General features: G+C 60.8%; 14 protein-coding genes. 4 read left to right on the forward strand and 10 right to left on the reverse strand.

Features of this window, described 5'->3' with window-relative positions; genetic code table 11:
* Positions 1-32: 32 nt before the first annotated feature.
* The 5 genes from amrB to BW950_RS00945 form a co-directional block, all read right to left on the reverse strand.
* Complete coding sequence (amrB, locus tag BW950_RS00925; RefSeq protein ID WP_083943621.1) at positions 33-833, reverse strand: AmmeMemoRadiSam system protein B; 801 nt, start codon at positions 831-833, stop codon at positions 33-35.
* A gap of 164 nt (positions 834-997) precedes the next feature.
* A complete protein-coding gene (locus tag BW950_RS00930; RefSeq protein WP_076487411.1) occupies positions 998-2,419 on the reverse strand; it encodes an NFACT RNA binding domain-containing protein in 1,422 nt (473 codons plus the stop codon).
* Complete coding sequence (locus tag BW950_RS00935; protein ID WP_076487412.1) at positions 2,410-3,855, reverse strand: bifunctional folylpolyglutamate synthase/dihydrofolate synthase; 1,446 nt, start codon at positions 3,853-3,855, stop codon at positions 2,410-2,412. Before BW950_RS00935 ends, BW950_RS00930 begins: the two co-directional genes overlap by 10 nt.
* Positions 3,852-5,177: a histidinol dehydrogenase gene (gene hisD / locus BW950_RS00940; protein ID WP_076487413.1), complete on the reverse strand. Its 1,326-nt coding sequence runs from the start codon at positions 5,175-5,177 to the stop codon at positions 3,852-3,854. The genes BW950_RS00935 and hisD overlap by 4 nt, the downstream gene beginning before the upstream one ends.
* Positions 5,174-5,623, reverse strand: coding sequence for a hypothetical protein (locus BW950_RS00945; RefSeq protein ID WP_076487414.1), 450 nt, complete (start codon positions 5,621-5,623; stop codon positions 5,174-5,176). The genes hisD and BW950_RS00945 overlap by 4 nt, the downstream gene beginning before the upstream one ends.
* A 224-nt stretch (positions 5,624-5,847) precedes the next feature.
* Here BW950_RS00945 and fabV point away from each other — a divergent pair, with 224 nt between their 5' ends.
* The 4 genes from fabV to BW950_RS00965 all read left to right on the forward strand — a co-directional run bounded on the left by fabV (position 5,848) and on the right by BW950_RS00965 (position 11,200).
* The gene (gene fabV, locus BW950_RS00950) at positions 5,848-7,020 is read left to right on the forward strand and encodes an enoyl-ACP reductase FabV (protein WP_076487415.1); all 1,173 of its coding nucleotides are present in this window, start codon (positions 5,848-5,850) and stop codon (positions 7,018-7,020) included.
* A 76-nt stretch (positions 7,021-7,096) separates the two neighbouring features.
* Positions 7,097-8,911 carry a DEAD/DEAH box helicase gene (locus tag BW950_RS00955; protein WP_076487416.1) on the forward strand — a complete coding sequence of 605 codons (1,815 nt, stop codon included), beginning with the start codon at positions 7,097-7,099 and terminating at the stop codon, positions 8,909-8,911.
* A gap of 127 nt (positions 8,912-9,038) precedes the next feature.
* Positions 9,039-9,653 carry a 30S ribosomal protein S4 gene (rpsD, locus tag BW950_RS00960; RefSeq protein ID WP_076487417.1) on the forward strand — a complete coding sequence of 205 codons (615 nt, stop codon included), beginning with the start codon at positions 9,039-9,041 and terminating at the stop codon, positions 9,651-9,653.
* Between the two features lie 272 nt (positions 9,654-9,925).
* The gene (locus tag BW950_RS00965; RefSeq protein WP_076487418.1) at positions 9,926-11,200 is read left to right on the forward strand and encodes a cyclic nucleotide-binding domain-containing protein; all 1,275 of its coding nucleotides are present in this window, start codon (positions 9,926-9,928) and stop codon (positions 11,198-11,200) included.
* A 17-nt stretch (positions 11,201-11,217) separates the two neighbouring features.
* Here the strand turns inward: BW950_RS00965 and BW950_RS00970 are convergent, their stop codons facing one another.
* The 5 genes from BW950_RS00970 to tnpA form a co-directional block, all read right to left on the reverse strand.
* A complete protein-coding gene (locus BW950_RS00970; RefSeq protein WP_076487419.1) occupies positions 11,218-11,511 on the reverse strand; it encodes a heavy-metal-associated domain-containing protein in 294 nt (97 codons plus the stop codon).
* A gap of 67 nt (positions 11,512-11,578) precedes the next feature.
* Positions 11,579-13,519 carry a DNA mismatch repair endonuclease MutL gene (gene mutL, locus BW950_RS00975; RefSeq protein WP_076487420.1) on the reverse strand — a complete coding sequence of 647 codons (1,941 nt, stop codon included), beginning with the start codon at positions 13,517-13,519 and terminating at the stop codon, positions 11,579-11,581.
* Between the two features lie 7 nt (positions 13,520-13,526).
* The gene (locus tag BW950_RS00980; protein ID WP_076487421.1) at positions 13,527-15,974 is read right to left on the reverse strand and encodes a FecR domain-containing protein; all 2,448 of its coding nucleotides are present in this window, start codon (positions 15,972-15,974) and stop codon (positions 13,527-13,529) included.
* A 33-nt stretch (positions 15,975-16,007) separates the two neighbouring features.
* On the reverse strand, positions 16,008-17,348 hold the full coding sequence (locus BW950_RS00985) for a hypothetical protein (protein ID WP_076487422.1): 1,341 nt from the start codon (positions 17,346-17,348) through the stop codon (positions 16,008-16,010).
* A gap of 232 nt (positions 17,349-17,580) precedes the next feature.
* On the reverse strand, positions 17,581-17,751 hold the full coding sequence (gene tnpA / locus BW950_RS15630) for an IS66 family insertion sequence element accessory protein TnpA (RefSeq protein ID WP_438938424.1): 171 nt from the start codon (positions 17,749-17,751) through the stop codon (positions 17,581-17,583).
* Positions 17,752-17,759: the final 8 nt, after the last annotated feature.

The raw sequence follows: 17,759 nt of genomic DNA on the forward strand, positions 1-17,759 counted from the left end.
CCTGCCTCGACTGGAATGTGCTCTGCCGGGGCCTAGATGTAGGCGATCGATGCGAAGACAACGCTCGCCGTTTCGCCGTGATAATCGGTCTCAAAGGTACCACGGCTGAGCAGGGAAGGGCGAGTGGTATCGCCTGCCAGGATGTGACCGACTGCGAGGGGAGAGAGGGAGCGGGGGGGAGAGGAGATTGTTTCCAGGGGGGCCAGGATCGCCTCCCCGGGAGCGTCCATGATGAGTCTGATCATGTTTCTGGCCCGCGCATCGGCCTCGCGGGGCGTTGTGAATCCGCTGAGATTGGCGCTGACCAGGGTGACGACCTCCCTCGTCATGACAAGGTGTGAGAGGGTTCTTGCCACGTAGCGGATCTCCAGGGGGGTAAGCTCCTCCACCAGCAGGGGGAGCAGGGGAACCGGCCCGAAGAGATAGTGCAGGGGCGGGAGCATCAGCTCCAGGCTGTGGTTCTGCAGGTGAGCGACTTCATCGAACTGGAAGATCGTCGAAGATTTTGCCAGGGAAGAGAGGGTTTCTGTTTCTATGGGGAGCTCTCCGAAGGGTGTGGAAAAGCTGGTCGACTCGGGGAGCAACACGCGCCCCCGGGTGTCAGCGTGGGGTGCTGCCAGGAGGATGATCATCTCGGGCCGCCGGTCAAGGACGGTTCGAAGGGCCTTCATTACGTAGGGAAGGGTGATGCTGTAGGCCCCGTAGGGAGCAACCACTGTGCGGGAGTGGCCGGGTGTTGCCGAGGTGTTGGCCAGGGCCCGCTGGAGGGATTTTCGCAGTTGCTCCGGGTCGCTCTCGTAGTACAGCCCTTCGGCAAGCATTGATCGAATCATCTTTGAAAGTATAGATCATTTCCCGGGGGTCTTCGAGTGTTGTCGCATCTTTTTGTTTGGCCTTTTCTGGTGCTTGCACATTACTTGCACGGGGCCTCTGTACGGAGCCTCTGTATGGGGGGGCTGCGGGGGCTGCACGGCATCTGGAGATGCCGTGATTGTGGTCAGGGTTCCCCTGGCGAAGAGAGGTCCGATCCGATGCCCAGGGCGCGAAGCCGTTCCTGGTCGAGGCGGATTTCCAGGTTTTTCTCTTGCGTGGGAAGAACCAGCCCTCTGGGGCCGTCCTTGGCACGGCGCAGGTATTTGACCTGGGTGTAGTAGAGGTGGGCCTGGCCGTTTTTTCTGGCCTGGCTGAAGAAGACCGCCAGGTTTCCCGCATCAAGAAGGACCTCCAGGGGAACGGAGCGGTTTTTCTGGCCCTTGATGAAGACGTATCCTCCGGGACAGTCCCTGGTGTGGAGCCACCAGTCGTTTCCCCGCACGGACTTTCGCAGGAGGTGGTCGTTTTCCCGGGCATTTCGTCCTACCAGAATCTGAAAGCCCCGGGAGGAGAAGTGAAGGCCTGGCCCGGTGCTTTCCGTGGCCCGGTTGCTTTTGCCGGTTTGCTCCAGGTGGTGGGCCAGTTCCCGCAACCGGGATATCTCGCATTGGTCCAGCTCGTGCAGGGTCGCCTCCGCTTCGGCGATTCCCCGCTGGAGATTTTCGGCGGTATCCTGAAGAAAGGCCTGGTTTTTCCGGGCCTTGGCGGCCTTTTCGAAAAAGGCCTGGGCATTCTCGGGAAGAGACGCCTGGGGGTCCAGGGTGATCCTCACGGGGCGGTTGTCCCGGGCATAATCTTCTACATCGAGCCAGGTGTCGCCGGGTTTTCCCCGGTAGAGGAAGGCGAGAATCAGTTCTCCGTAGTGCTGGTATTGATCGGCGTCGGCTGCCTGGGTCCGCCCCCGGTCTATTTCGGCCAGGCGTGCCAGAAGCCGGTCCCGGCGGCGTTCCAGCGTGCGCCGGCAGGTTGTTTCCAGCCGTTCCCGTTCCAGGGTCCGCTCTTGCTGGTGATAGATCTCTTCGATCGCGTCGTTGAAGGACATCGTTTCGGGCACGGGACGGACATCCCGGAGCTCGAACCGTTCCGGCGGGGAGGGGAGAAAGATGCGGCCGCTTTCGATGTCCTGGGAGGGTTTGCGGAAAAAGGCATCCAGGATTGTATCCGAGGTATCGGTGACGACGATGTTTGAGCGGGTGCCCCAGAAGCGCAGGTAGGTCTTGGTGAGTTCTCCGTTGTGGAGAATCTCCAGTCGGACGATGCGGTCCTGGAAGAGGTGCTCTGCCGAGACGATGCGGCCTCCCCGGAGGCGGGCGTGGAGAAAGGACTCAAACCGCTGGTGGCTTCGTTTTGCCCGGGGCGGGGCGTTTGTTTTGTGGAGGCGAACCCGGGGATGTTCCAGGCATATTCGGAGCCACCATGCCTGATGAGGCTGATAGAGCTGGAGGAAGAGGTTGCGGAAATCGGGTTGAATAATTTTCTGGATCGACTGTCCCGGGAGTTCCAGCTCCTGCAGAATCAGGTCGATTTCAGCGTTGTTCAGTGACACGGCTGCGTTCCCTCCGGAGGGGCTTCGGCATGGAGGGGCTCCTTCAGGGCAAGGCGGCGGATTTCTCCCACCATGTAGAAGGATCCTGTCACCAGAATGGGCGGGGCTTCCCTGCAGGAGGAACGATCGAGGCTGTTCAGCTCCCGGGCCCGGATCAGGGCTTCCCCGGGATCGGGGATCAGCTCCGCAGAAAGGCCTTCCTCCTGAAGGGTTCGAAAAACGGTCCGGGGATCTCCCGGTTTGAACGTTCCCGGTCGGGAGACGATCACCCGGGATACGCCCGGTCGGAGCGCTTTGGCGATGCCCCTCAGATCCTTTCCGTCGACCACTCCCAGGATTGCCACGCTTCCCGGCCGGGTCAGTGTTCGAACTGCTTGAGCTACGCTCTCGGGGGTGTGGGCGCCATCCAGGTAGAGGTCTGCCAGGCGTTCGCCCCGGCCCGGAAGGGTTGTTCGGGTCAGGGCTTCTTCCAGGATCTGCCGGGGGGCCTGGCGGACTGATTTCCGTCGGAGCAGTTCCCGGTAGGCCTCCAGGGCCAGTGCGGCGTTGATCCGCTGAACCTCGCCTCCCAGGGTCAGGGGGATGGTACGGGGCAGGGGATGCAGGCGCAGCAGGGGCGCGCCGAGCCGGGCTGCCTCCAGGGCAAGGACCCGTCGGGCGTCTCTTCGCTGGGGGGCTGTGATCAGGGGGATGCCCTCCTTGATGATCCCTGCTTTTTCCCGGGCTATTTCCGGCAGGGTGTCTCCCAGGTAGTCCTGGTGTTCCAGCTCCAGCCGGGTGATGATCGTCAGGATGGGCTTGCAGAGGTTCGTCGCGTCCAGGCGTCCTCCCAGACCCGTCTCAAGGACGGCGAACTCGCAGCCAGCGGAGGTGAAGGCACAGAAGGCCAGGGCCGTGAGAAGCTCGAAGGTTGTGGGGAGCTCATCGGGGGGGCAGCCTTCCTGTTCCAGGGAGGGTACCAGATTCCAGACCCGGAGGCTCTCGTTCAGGAGGATTTCCTCGGGTGAGGCGTCCCGGGTGGTGTTCCCGTCCCGATCTGTCTCTTCCCGGTCTGTCTCTTCCCGGTCTGTCTCTTCCCGGCCGCCAGTCAAAACCCGGAACCGCTCCCGATAGTCAGTCACGTGGGGAGATGTGTAGAGCCCCACGCGGTGGCCGGCAGCGGCAAGGAGCTCCGCCGTGAAGGCTGCGGTTGAGCCCTTCCCCTTGGAGCCGGCCACGTGGATTACGGGAAGCCCGGCGTGGGGGTTTCCCAGGCGCTGAAGGAGCGTTTCCATGCGGTTGAGGCGATACTGGCGCAGGCGGGGGGTGCCGCCTCGCTCCAGGTTGGTGCGGGACTCGAAGCGTCGGAAGGCCTCGTCCAGGGTCCATTGGTCCGGGGAAGCCTGGCTCCGGGATTGCCGGTTTTGAGGGTGCTCATCCTGGTTGCCCGGGGTCATGACGAGGCAGTGTCCTCGTCGCGGCGCCGCAGGGCCATGGCATGAGTATAAAACCCTTCGCTGTCGGCCAGGGTGATCACATGATCCTTCATGGTCTGGTATCCCCGGGGAGTGATCTCGATCAGGGAGGAGCTTTTCCGGAAGTCTCGCACCGAGACAGGCCCGAAGGTGCGGGCCCACCCCCCCGTGGGGAGAACCGCGTTGGGTCCTGCTGCGTAGTTTGCCAGACTGAAGGCGCTGTGCTCGCCGATAAGGATCTCCGAGGCGTTGGTGATTCTCGAAGCCAGGGCCCGGGAATCCTCACAGGTGATCAGCAGGTGTTCCGGGGCGAAGTCGTTTACGATCTCCACGGCCTGGTCCTCGTCGGCGGCCACGATGATGCCCCCGTAGCCGGTAAAAACGTCGCGAAGAAAGGTTTTTCGCGGTTCCGGCACCTGGTCGATCAGGGAAGATACCTGATCGGCCACTTCCCGGGCCAGTCTTTCCGAGGGAGTGACCAGAAGCGCCGATGAATCACTGCCGTGTTCAGCCTCGATCATCAGGTCCAGCGAGACCTTCCAGGCCCGGGCGCTCTCGTCGGCAAGAACGATCGACTCCGAGGGGCCTGCAGGAACTCCTACATCGACCCGGTCTGCGACGATTCGCTTGGCTGCCGCAACCCAGGCGCTTCCGGGGCCAACAATCTTGTGGACCGCGGGAACCGTTTCCGTTCCGTAGGCCAGGGCGGCCACGGCTTGGGCGCCTCCGGCGCGGTACACCCTTTCCAGACCGCACCGGCGGGCTGCGTAGAGGACTGCCGGATCCACAGATCCGTCGGGTCGGGGTGGTGTGGTCACGGCCAGGAGGGGAACCTCGGCCAGGACGGCAGGTACAGCCAGCATATAGAGCATGGAGGGGAAACTGCCTCTGCCGCTGGGCACGTAGAGGCCTACCTTTTCTATGGGGGTGGAGCGCTCCGAGGCGATGATCCCGGGGCGGACCTCCACAGTGATCATGGCTCGTTCGACCTGGGCCTGGTGAAACCGGCGGATATTTTCGATGGAGAAATCGATCGCCTCCCGGAGTGTTCGGGGGAGATCCGCTTCGGCCTGGTCAAACTCGGCGGGTGACACGGCGATCCCCCGGGATGAGATGTCGGCCTGGTCCAGTTCCCGGGCGTAGCGGATGAGGGCTGCGTCGCCCTCCTGCTCTACTGCCTGGACGATCGGCCTGGCCTGTGCAACCAGGGATTCGATATCGATCTGGGAGCGAGCCATGATGCGCGCCCGTTCGGGATCGCTCAGGGCATCCCAACGTTTTGGTTCTATCTTCGTGGTGCTCATACCGCGGGATCATACCACGCAGGGGGCTGAGAAGGTAGATAGCGGTGGTGGATCGCATCGAAAAGAATAAAGATTCCCGCCGTCAGGGCAGAGCCGATGGCCACCCCCTGAAGGAAGGGATGCTCCGTGGTCAGGGGCGTTGCCAGGGCTCCCGCCAGGAAGGCCAGGGTCTCCAGGCGCAGCGCCATCCCCAGGCATTTCCGCAACCTTTGGGTCTGGGCCACAACGCGGTATTCGTCGGGGTAGCTCCCTGCGCCCTGCCGTGCCCGAAGTCCCGCCAGATATCCCAAAAGCAGGAGAATCGTTCCTCCTGCTGCGGCGGCAACGCCGGCTCCGCGCCCGGCCAGGGGAGCCCCCAAGAGAGCTGCTCCCCCTGAAATGGCAAGGATGCTTCCCAGGAGTATTCTTCGTAGCGCAAGGTGTGTCAGAAAACGATAGATATCCATTATACTTCCAGAATAGAAGGTTTTTGTGGCGCTGGCCAGAGGCTGCTATCTGTGATATTTTAACGGTCTCGGGCCGAGATACGGCCCCTGCTCCCGGTGCTCCCTCCACAGGAGGCGGCGAGGCAACCGCAGAAAGGCCACCGGCCAGAGCGGGCGTTGTCCGAGCGCCGCCAGAGAGCAGGCACAAAGAGCCAAACAGAGAAAACAGAACGGGGAAAAGAGCTATGATTATTCAACCGATGATACGCAACAATATCTGTATGAACGCCCATCCTGGAGGGTGTGCGTTGAACGTACAGCAACAGATCGCCCACGTGCGCCAGGCAGGCCCCGTGACAGCACCCAAACGGGTTCTTGTCATCGGGGCTTCTGCCGGATACGGCCTCTCGTCGCGGATCGCCGCTGCCTTCGGGGCCGGCGCCCGGACAATCGGGGTCTCCTTCGAGACACCCGCCAAGGGCTCCCGCACCGCTTCGGCGGGCTGGTACCTGGATCAGGCCTTCCAGAAAGAGGCTGGCGCAGCGGGGCTTCAGCACAAGAGCATCATCGGCGATGCCTTCTCGCACCAGGTGAAAGAAGAGACGATCCGGGAAATCCGCTCCATGATGGAGCAGGTAGACTTTGTGGTCTACAGTCTGGCTTCGGGGGTGCGGATAGATCCCGATACCGGTGAGATGTACCGGTCGACCCTCAAGCCGATTGGCCGCGACTATCGGGCTCTCTCCCTGGATAGCCGAACTGGTGAGGTGGCAGAGGCCACCGTTCCCGCGGCGACGGAGGAGGAGATCGCCCAGACCGTGAAGGTCATGGGTGGCGAGGACTGGGAGCTTTGGATCAAGGCTCTTCAGGCGGGGGGAGTTCTTGCTCCCGGGGCTGTCACCGTGGCCTATTCCTACATCGGTCCCAAGCTGACCTTTCCCCTCTACCGTGATGGAACAATAGGGCGCGCCAAGGATCATCTGGAAGAGACCGCCCGCAGTCTGGACACGGTCCTTCGCGAATCCGGCGGACGAGCCTGGGTGTCGGTAAACAAGGCCCTTGTGACTCGTGCCAGCTCGGTGATTCCCGCCGTTCCCCTCTATCTGGCGCTTCTCTACCGGATCATGAAGGAGAAGGGGCTCCACGAGGGGACGATCGAACAATGCCTCCGGCTCTTTTCGGAGAAACTTTTCACCGGGGAAGAGCCGCCGGTGGATTCCCTGGGCAGGATTCGTATTGATGATTGGGAGATGCGCCAGGACGTGCAGGACGAGGTCGAGCGGGACTGGGAGAAGATCACCGTCGAGACCCTCCCTCTTTTGGGGGATGTCGAGGGGATCAAGGAGGATTTTCTCAAAATTCACGGGTTTGGATTCCCCGAGATCGATTATTCCGCCGATGTGGAGGTCTCCTCTTGAGAACTTCGATCCAGAACGCCGATACAGCGCCTGGATGCGTTGTCGCTGAGCGCAATATCCGGTAGGCTTGAGGCATATGAAATTCGACGAACTCCAACTGGACAGTGCGATTCTTTCCGGCGTTGCGGCCGCCGGGTTTGAGGAGTGCACACCTGTACAGGCACAGGCTATCCCCTTGGTGCTGGACGGGCGGGATGTGATGGTTCAATCCCAGACCGGAACGGGAAAAACAGCCGCTTTCTTGTTGCCCACCTTTCATCTGCTTTTGCATAACGAACGCTTTCGCGGTACCACCGCTATTGTCATTGCTCCCACGCGGGAGCTAGCCGTTCAAATCAAGGACGAGGCAAATCTCCTGGCAGAGGGGTTGCCCCTCAGCACCGAGGTTTTTCACGGTGGTGTCGGCTATGAGGGGCAGCAAAAAGCGCTCTCCCAAGGGGTGAATATCCTGGTGGGAACTCCCGGCAGAATTCTTGACCTGAGTCAGTCCGGTTCCATGGACTTGCGGACAAACGGTGTGGTTATCATCGACGAGGCTGATCGGCTTCTCGATATGGGGTTTTACCCCGATTTGCGCAAGATGCTTCGCAGGATGCGTCCCCGGGAAGAGCGCTTGAATATGCTCTTCAGTGCCACCCTGGGAACGAAGGCCCGGAATATCGCCTGGGAGCACATGAACAACCCCGCCGAGATCGAGGTTGCCCCGGAGCAGGTGACGGTTGATAAAGTGCAACAGGAGTTGCTCCATGTGGCTTCCCGGGACAAGATGTCGGTGCTCCTGGGAATTCTGGAGCGGGATCAGCCCCGGAACGCGATTGTCTTCACCAACACAAAACGGGCGGCCGAGGAAATCTCCCGGCGTCTGGCCATGAACGGCTTTCCTACGGAGTATATCAGCGGGGACTTGCCGCAAAAGAAGCGCCTTTCGATCATCACAAAACTGAAGGCGGGAGAGGCCGAGTTTCTTGTTGCAACCGATGTGGCCGCCCGGGGTCTTCATATCGACAACCTGGATATGGTGGTCAACTACGATCTTCCCGAGGATATCGAGGCCTATGTGCACCGGATTGGGCGTACCGCCCGGGCCGGAGAGAGCGGCAAGGCCGTTACTCTGGCGTGTGAGCGCTATGTCTTCAGCCTCGATGCGATCGAGCGGTATATCAATCAGAAGATTCCCGTGGGGGAACTCACGCCCGATTTGTATCGGGAGGATGCCAGTGCCGGCAGGCGGATTCACCTCGAATCGGGAGGACGTGACCGTGACCGTGACGGACGCCGGAGTCGTGATCGTGACGGAGGACGGCGCAGTCCCGGTGGCGAGAGACGGCGGGAACGTCCCCGCTCCGAAGGTCGGCACCACGAAGGTCGCCGCCACGAGGGGCGGTCTGCCGAAGGTCGGCACCACGAAGGTCGCCGCCACGAGGGGCGGCAGGAAGACCACCGCGACGAGCGCCTCCGGGGCAAGAAAACGCCTCCGCCAGGGCGAATGCGGCGAAGTGCCGAGCCTGTGGGGGCCGCACCTAGCTCGGGCGATACCCTGGAACAGCGCCTGGCCTACTACCGGAAGAAATACGGTGAAGATTTTCAGCCCACCGACGAGATGCTCGCAAACCTGGGGGGGGATCAGCCCCGGAAAAAAAGCAAGCGCTCCTCCGGCCGCCGTCGCAGCGGGGCCTCGGCGTCCAGGGATTCTGCTTCCAGGGCCGGGGCCGGCACACCCGCTCCGGCACAGAGAGCACCTGCAGCGGGAGCAAAGGCATCCCCCAAGAGGGACGCTCCGAAAAAGGCCTCACCGGAAAGGGTTCATCCCCCGGCTGGGGAGGTCTCCCGGGAGGAACCCCGGGGTATTGTGGGAAAACTCAAGGGTCTCTTTGGAGCCCGAAAGAAGTAGTCATAAAAGTGCAGTCATGAGACTGTAAGCAATCCGACTGTAGTCAATCAGACTTGACAGGGCGTGGTCGTTGGCATATTATTTCGCCTCGATACGCGTTCGTTGGAAGAAACAAGGAGAATAGTGAATGGCCCGACCTTCAAAAGCCCGAGGCAAAATTGCACGCCATCTTGGCATTAACGTCTTTGGAAACCCTAAGTACGACCGTCTGCTCAAAAAGAAACCGTACGGGCCGGGCAACCCCAAAAAGGGGCGTATTCGCGAGACCGAGTATGCACGACAGCTGAAAGAGAAACAGAAAGTCAAGTTCGCCTACGGATTATCGGAGCGACAGTTCCGAAACCTTTTTTACAAGGCAAAATCCATGCGCGGCGTGGCTGGACACAACATGCTGATCATGCTGGAACGGCGGCTCGATAACGTGGTGTATCGCATGGGAATGGCTGCAAGCCGACGGCAGGCCCGTCAGCTCGTAAGCCACGGTCATATCCATCTCAACGGACGCAAGATGACTGTTCCCAGTGCGCTGGTACGTCCCGGTGATCTGATCGCCGGCAAGCCCAAAAAGAGCAGCGAGATGCTCATGCGCCGACTCGTCTCGGAGAACTCTTCCCGGCAGGCTGCGCCGTGGATTGAAGTCTCTCAGGATGATCTCACCGGTAAGGTGTCTATGCTTCCCACGCGGGATATGATTCCCACGATTGCGGAAGAACAGCTTATTGTCGAGTTTTACTCGAAGTAAGACTGCACAAGCAGACCGGCTGTCCCCACGGGGGGTGGTCGCCGTTCGAAGAGAACGGGGTTGCAGAGGGAACGGGGTCGCTTCGGCGGCTCCGTTTTTTTTTGTGCTGCGCCCGGCAGGAGTACCCCCGCAGGAGTACCCCCGGAAGGAATGTCTCCGACAGGGCCCCCGGCAGGGCACGTCCCGAGAGGACGCCCCCCGGATTCCCCGATCCCGGGCAAGCGTGCCTTCTCCTGTTCAATAGATTTCACCTCCCTGCCGATACTTCAGACATGCGACGTTTTCCCGTTATCAGCAGTGATCCGGCCCTGAACGATCGGATCAAGCGAATATGCAGCCGCTTCGGTCAGGCCTTTGAGCCCTTGTTTCTCACCTCCTCCGAAGAGGCCCTGGAGTATATCCGGTACGAGCTTCCCGAGTTTCAGGTGGTGCACTTTTCAGATCCCCTGATCGACGGAGTTGCCCTGATCCAGGCGATCACGGAAGATCCCTGGCTTCATTACGGGGGCGTAATCGGGGTCTATTCCCGCAAGGATAGCTCGCGTGTGGAGAACTTGCCCCGTGAGACCAACGTGGTCACCATGATCCGTCGGGGAGAGTTTGTGGAGACCTTCTTTCGCGTTCTTTATCTGCTCCATAAAAACAGGCAGATTCTCTTCCAGAGGGACTTGCAGATGGATTTTATCGGGACCATTCACGGAAATCTGGAGATGGATAACGATCCCTACAACGCCCGGACCTATGCTGCGCTCATCGCGAACTTTCTCTTCAACAGCAACTACATTGACCTGGAGCTTCGGGATCGCCTTCACGTCACGCTCTTTGAATTGATCATGAACGCTATCGAGCATGGCAACTGCGGGATCTCCTATGAAGAGAAGAACCGTCACCTCCACGATCAGGGTGATATCATCCCCCTGATCCGGGCGAAATGCAAAGACCCCGATATCGGCAGGCGTCGTGTGGGTGTCTCCTATACCATCGGAAGGGAGTCATCGAGCTTTACCGTCTCCGACGAGGGGGAGGGCTTTGACTGGCGGACCCGCTTTGAGGATAGCCAGGTGAATCTCGATCTGCACGGCCACGGTATCCGCATGGCGCGCCATTACTTCAGCGGTCTCTCCTATAATGATCCCGGGACTGAAGTCTCCTTCGAGGTGCGCCACCAGAAGGAGGCCAACGCCACGCCTGGCCTCTTTTCCGATGAACGTCCCATCACCCTCGAGGCGGGCGAGGCCGTTTTCCGCGAGGGTGATGATTCGAACGATCTCTACTACATCGTGAGCGGTACCCTGGACATCCTGAGCAAGGATCAGCTGGTGGCAACCCTGACACCGGACGATATATTTCTGGGGGAGATGTCCTTTCTCCTGGGAAACCGCCGGTCTGCCACGGTGGTGGCCAGAACGGCCAGTACCCTGATCAAGGTATCAAAAAATACCTTTGTCTCGGGGATTCGTCGTCAGCCCCATTACGGGATTTTCCTCGCGCGCCTTCTGGCGCAACGCCTTTCCCGTCTGAACCGCCAGGTTGCCCTCACGGGCTAGGGGATGTACTCTCGGGGCTATCGATCAAGGCCCTCGGAGTCGGGGCTGTCGGGGCTGTCGGGATCGAGGCTATCGGGATTGATCCCGGGAGGGGATGTGCTATCCAGGGTGATATCGTAGCCGATGGCCTGGACAAAGCCCCGTATTTTGCTGATCGTTTGGGGGTTTCCGTCAAAGTCCAGATGAAGTGTGCCGGTGGCCCGGTCAACCCGGGCTGTGTCAACTCCGGGAAGCCTGCGCGCCATATGAACAATTCCGATCGAGCAGGATGTGCAGGTAGCCCCCGAGAGGGAAAGCGTTGCTGTTTTCATGGGAAAAATGTACTAAAGCTTACTGTTATGGTAAAGTTTTTTCTTTAAAACTCCGGGAAGGCCCGTGCTACCGGCGACCGATTTGCTCTTCCAGTTGCGCCCGATTCACGGTGATCCACAGAGGACGTCCGTGGGGGCATCGGGGCTCTTCCAGCTTCAGAACGCGGCGTGCCAGCTCCTCTCCCGTAATGCTATCCAGGTAGTCGCCCGCTTTTATCGCTGCCTTGCAGGCGATCCGGGCGAGAAACTCCCGGTCGAACATCTCCTGAATTCCCCCCAGTTCCAGAACCGTCTCAATCAGGGTTTCCCGGCAGAGCCGGTATTCACCGGGCAGGGCCGTGATGCGCCATCGCTGTGGGCCATCCTTTTCCAAGATGATCCCCAGGGACCGGTATTCTTCCTGATGGTTTTCCAGAAGCTGATCCTGATCGGGTGTCGTCTCGAACTCTTCGGGAATGAGGAGTTTCTGGGGTATCCGGTCCGACGCGAGACGATCATAGAGAAGCCGCTCGTGGGCGGCGTGCTGATCGATCATGTATAGTTCCTCTCCCCGTTCCACCAGATTAAAGGTGCCAAAGACTGTCCCGTGAAAGAGCAGTTCTTCCTCTCTCCCGGGCGGGGAACCTCTCTCATCGTCCAGGTGCTTCGGGTTTTCGGGCAACGGTCCGGTGGATCGGGAGGGAACGGCCTGGAGGGTATGCTGGAAGGGTTCTCTCCGGGAGGGCCCCCCGAAGGCCGGGGTTCTGTTGGCGGGTGGCCGGCCTGGAAAAGATCTGCTCGGGGAGGGCTCTCTCCCCCCAGGCTCGGTGAAGGGACTGCCGGACCGTCCTTCCGGAGGAGGCTGATTGGAGGGCCCCCGGGGAAAGAGGGGCTGGGATTCGGCCGCTTCGCTCCGGGAGGACTCCTCCGGGGATTCCCGCCGGGTTTCCCATTGGGCTGCCCGGAGAGCAAAGGCCCGAAGATGGCTGCGGAGGAGATCCACCAGGCGGTGGTGGATCTCGGCGGCTCTGCGCAGCCGGACTTCACGCTTGGCAGGGTGGATATTGAAATCGGTCAGCTCGGGATTGACCGTGAGGAACACCGCTGCCACAGGAAAGACGCCGCCGTGCTGGACGTCCTGGTAGGCGTACTCCACGGCCTGGACAAACTTGAACTCCGTGACGCGACGGTTATTGATGTAGATGTGGATCGCCTTGCGGTTTCTCCGGATAACCTCGGGATGAGCCGCGATAACGGTGCAGGAGAAGCCTTCGCCGCTGCCCTGTAGTTGGGTAAGGCTCTGGGGGGGGCAGATTCTGGAAAATATCTGGCCGGCCCGCTCCAGCAGGGTTTGCTCCGGCAGTACTTCCTGACGGCCCCCTGCCGCAGGGAAAGAGAACCGCACTTCGGGAAAGGGAAAGGCCTTCTCCAGGATCGTCTCCCTGATCGCCTGGCTCTCGTTTTGGGCCCTGGAGAGGAAACGTTTCCGGGCCGGCATGTTTGCGAAGAGTCTTGCCACGGTAATCGCCGTGCCCGGTCTGGGAGGGGCTGGTTGAAGGCGCTGCAGCTCGGCGTCGCGGATTTCGGCCCGGTGACCCGAGGACTGGCCTTTCATGGTGCTTTCGATGGTGAGGTCGCTCACAGCGGCGATGCTCGCCAGGGCTTCTCCGCGAAATCCCAGGGAAGTGGCCCGTTCCAGGTCTTCCAGCGACCGGATTTTGCTGGTGGCATGGGTCTGCCAGCAGAGGAGGAGGTCCTCCCGGCTCATGCCGGCCCCGTCGTCGCGGACCCTGATCAGATCGCTCCCGCCGTTCTCCCAGGAAATATCGATGGACGATGATCCTGCGTCGAGGGCGTTGTCGAGAAGCTCTCTTACCACCGAGGCGGGTTTTTCGATCACCTCTCCTGCAGCGATCCGCCGGGAAACCTCCGGCGGAAGAAGGGCGATCCCCGTCCGCTGCTCCTGGTGTTTCTGGTGCTCCTGTGGTTCCTGGTGCTCCTGTGGTTCCTGGTGCTCCTGTGGTTCCATTCCCCTACTAAAACCCGATCTCGGTCTGAATGACAACCATGGGGGTCATCTTGGGCCTTCCATCGGAGTCATAGATGATCTCTCCGTCCTTGTCCCGTTCCAGCGTTGTCGATACCCGGGCCGTGATCTTCACCAGATCGCTGACAGGATAGGTGATATGGCCTGCCAGCGTAGTATGTTCGTCGAGGAGGTCCGACTGATCGTAGCCGCCCCATTCTCCCAGGGCTGCAGCAAAGTAGCGTCGCCGGTACTCGGCGCCCATCCCGATGCCCAGAGGAAGAACTCCCTCGGTAAGGGTGAGGCGGAGCAGAAACTCGTCCTCCGAGAGGGCTTCCCAGTGTCCTGACGAAGAGATCTCCCAGGGCCACCGGTAGCCTGCTCCCAGATGCAGGATCTCGAAGAAGGTGATCTCTGCTTCTCCTGCTACCGCCATGGATTGGTCGCGATATTCCTTTGCATCGGGGTCTGCCAGATAGGCCAGGGTTTCGGCGGCGTAGCTTCCCCGGAGGCGGTCGTAGGTGGGGCCGTAGAAGCCCGGCCGGAAGGCTCCGTTATAGTACTGGTACTCCAGGCGGTAGCGCAGGGACGATGTCCAGCCCCGGATTCCCGTGGTCCAGCCGAAGTTTCGGGGGCGACCGGAGTCAAAATCCACCAGCGCGTTGGTTTTGACGCCCGAAGAGATCGATTGTCCTTCCAGGTCTGTGGAGTTTCGTACAAAGGGAACCAGAAAGCCCGCCTCGGTGTAGCCTATGAGCGACGATGTTTCCCGCCGGATGAAGGGGATCGCCACATCCATGGCCAGGGCAGTGAAGAGGGGATCGCCCTGATCGGCCGCTTCCTGGGCTCCCGAGGGTTCCTGGGGGAGGGCCGTGGCGGGGCGTCTGTCGGTGACAACACTAAACCCCACCTCGGCAGGATTCACCGGAGCTGCGGGGCGGGCGAAAAGACGGCCTCCATATATTCCCGGGTCTGCCGCATCGTTCACCATCGCCTGAAACCCCCACTCGGGGCGGTCTATGGCGAGAAAGACACCCAGGCGGCGGGTAGCTGGAAATTCCAGGTCGTTGGCGTAGTCTCGCATGAGCAATCCCTGGCCGATGGTAAAGGAGTTCAGGTTTCCCAGGTGGAGCTGGAAGGGGTCTCCCTCGCGGCCGTAGCGGAAATACTGAACCTTCAGGGCCAAGTCGGTGACCAGATCGTGAAGGGCTCCGGCGGGGTCGTCGGACCAGTCCTGGTCGGTTCCGAAGGACCACTCGTTGTTTCCCTCGGGCTGGTACCAGTCGTCGGGGTCAAAGATGTTTTCCCGGTAGGTAACAGGAAGGTAGAACGCTGCATCCAGGCGGTTTGTGGTGATTCGGGGCTGAAACACCACCTGCCCGTAGGTTTCCCGGTTGATCGTGACGGCTCCCATCTGCATTCCCGTGGCCTGGACCAGTCGTCCCAGACCGCGCTCAAGGGTTCCCGGAGGGGCCGGATCTTCTGGATCGGGGGCTGTCTCCCGGGGGCGTTCCAGGGGAACCGCCACGGTGGCGGTGAGATCCGGATCGCGGTCCCGGGGCTCTTCCTGATCGGCCGCTTCTTCCTCGACCCGTCTCGAGAGAAGGCTCGACGGGTCGAGGAACTCAAAGCGAAGTCCCTCCTGAAAGTCCCCGATCCGTTCATCGCTCCAGGCTTGGGGCAGAAAGGGTTCCTCTCCCAGGGTGATTCCCTGTCGGGCGGCCAGGTAGATTTCTCGCTCCTGATCCCGCTCGGTGACAATTATCTGTCCCGAGAAGACGAAAATCTCTTCCAGAATCAGGTCTTCTTCGGTCGGCGGCGGGGCCGGAGAAAATTCTTCCCGGGCGACATCTTTTTCCTGTCCCGGCGGTTCCTGTCCCGGCGGTTCCTGTCCCGGGGGTTCCGGTCCCGGCGGTTCCTGTTCCAGGTCTCCCGGCTCCGGGTCCTCTGGTTCTGCATCATCCAAATCCCCGGCAGTCCGGGGCCGCAGGGAAACTCCAAAATCCGTCCCCCGAACACCCAGGACAGCGCCGGGGATATCCATGGTGTAGCGGGCACTACGGTCCCTCGTAGGGGCAACCACAAGTCGCGCAGCCCCCCTCCGGAGGGTGCTCCTGGTGGTTGACGCCCCTTGGTGGCCCTGGAAGGTGTTGATCTCGAAGGATGTATGGGGCGCGATCCGCAGGAGGCTCCCCGCAGGATCCAGGCGCAGTTCCGCCCCGCTGTAGCCCGTGGTCATGCGATCCCCCGGCGAGAGGGCGATGCCCAGAAAGAGGTCGACCGTGAAACCGTCGGAATCGATCACCTCCAGTTCATGAAGATCGTCGGCGTACTCCAGAATTGCCACGGATCCTTCCTGGGCCCAGACCAGGGAATTTCCCGGCAAAAGGAAAATACCTGCCGAGGGGGCCAGCAGCCCCGCCAGAAGGAGAAGAATAACCTTGTAACCACGCTTCATGATGCCTCCTGTCCCCGCTGATCGGCGAAGATCCTAAAATGCAATGGTTGTCTCCAGCCCCGAGGTAATCGTCCAGGGGTCTCCCTCGGCCAGAGGATCGTGGCGCAGATCGGTCACCAGGGAGATGACCACCGGGCCGGACCGGATGTTCAGACGGATGCCCAGAAGGGTGTCCTCTGCCTCCAGGATGTCGGCTGGTTTGGCCAGGTCGAAGGTCTGGTAGGTGCCGGAGAAACTCAAGCCGGGAAACCCCGGAAAGGCTCCCTCGGCGATGGTCAGAGTGCTCTGGAGATCGGGGCCGACCCCTGTTCCGTCCTCGAAGGGCCCGCTCATGGTGGTCACGAAACGCAGGCCTTCCTGGGCAGAGGAAAATCCCAGGCGGGCGAGCCAGCCCAGGGTTCCCTTCACGTCCCGGTCGCCGTCGTATACCCGAAAGCGTTCAACCCTGCGGCGGTCGTAGCTGCTGTCGAAGTAGGTGGGAATAAAGTTGTCTTCGTAGAGGCGTAACTGCCCGCCGTAGAGGATTCCCAGGGGACCGGCCCGGAGAACCCCGCCTGTGCCGACCATTCCCCCCAGGCGGTCATCCTGGTTCACTACATCGCCGAAGACGGCCAGACGGAGCCGCTCCGCCTCCACCAGGGGAATGCGGGTATCCACACCCCAGATGATCACCGGGTCCGGTGTGGATTTGTCGGCGAAGGGGTTTTGGGGCGACTCCTGTTTCTGCACATGGTAGTAGGGATCGCGGTCCACCGCCAGGGTTCCGCCCACCTGAAGGCGGGAGAGCAGGGGAAGATTCATCCCTCCCAGGGGGCGGATGAAAAGCCGCCCGGCGATCACGTCCCAGGCTGCGGTATTCGCCACCACCGTCTCGATTCCCCCGTAGGGGAGTCCCACCGCCAGGGCATCAAGATCGAAGAGAGCGCCAAAGAGGGGGCGCTCAGGCCGAAAGAGCTGGTTGGAGTAGGATTCCATGATGAATCCGTTCCCCAGGGTGGCGTCGGAGAAGGACCCCAGGCTGAGGAAGAGAGAATCACCTTTTTGGCCGTAGCGCAGGTAATCGATTTTGGGGAGGTAGAGTTCCAGGACATTCATCTCCCCCCGGGGGTTCCAGTCTTCTTCGCGGATCTCGAAGTCCTGGCCGTCGCCACCGGTAAAGCGGTAGTGAATTTCCAGGTTGAGGCCCAGGCTGAATTTCCCTGCCGTCAGGTGTGGCCGCAGGGCCAGGAGTTGATAGGAGATAGTCTCCCCTGTTTTTTCCTCGGAGAAGGAGACGACTCCCAGGCCGATGGAGGTGCCTGTTTCCAGGCTTTGAAGGGGCAGGGTTCCCAGGAGGGTTCCCAGTATTCCTGCCAGTAGTATTGATCGCTTCATCTGACCGCTCCTTGTCTAAATATAATCGGCATGGTGAGGTATTGCAATTTATCTGTAAACATCGGGTTCTGTCGCTGGATTCAGGGGAGTTTTTATTCTGCTGTTGCGACGGCGCCTTCAGTTCCTTCTGGCGCTACCACCGAGGCAATCCGGATCTACCGGGACAAGGGCGTGGTGGAGAAAGGGTTCCACCGGATCCTGTTTCCGGTCACCAAGCGACAGCGGAAATCTATCAGGCCTTTGGCATCGTCCCGCCGGTGCAGGTATAATTTTTCCGGGAAATTAGGATGGAACTCGCCGATATTCCCTGTGCCCTGCAGTATGCCCGTTGGCTCATGCCGCTGTCACGAAAGTCTCGGCAGATTTTCTGCCACCGTTCTCGATGCTCTGGTGGTGCTTTCATGGGTTTGC

Origin of the sequence: Alkalispirochaeta americana (assembly GCF_900156105.1) — a bacterium.
In the GTDB taxonomy this organism is placed as follows: domain Bacteria; phylum Spirochaetota; class Spirochaetia; order DSM-27196; family Alkalispirochaetaceae; genus Alkalispirochaeta; species Alkalispirochaeta americana.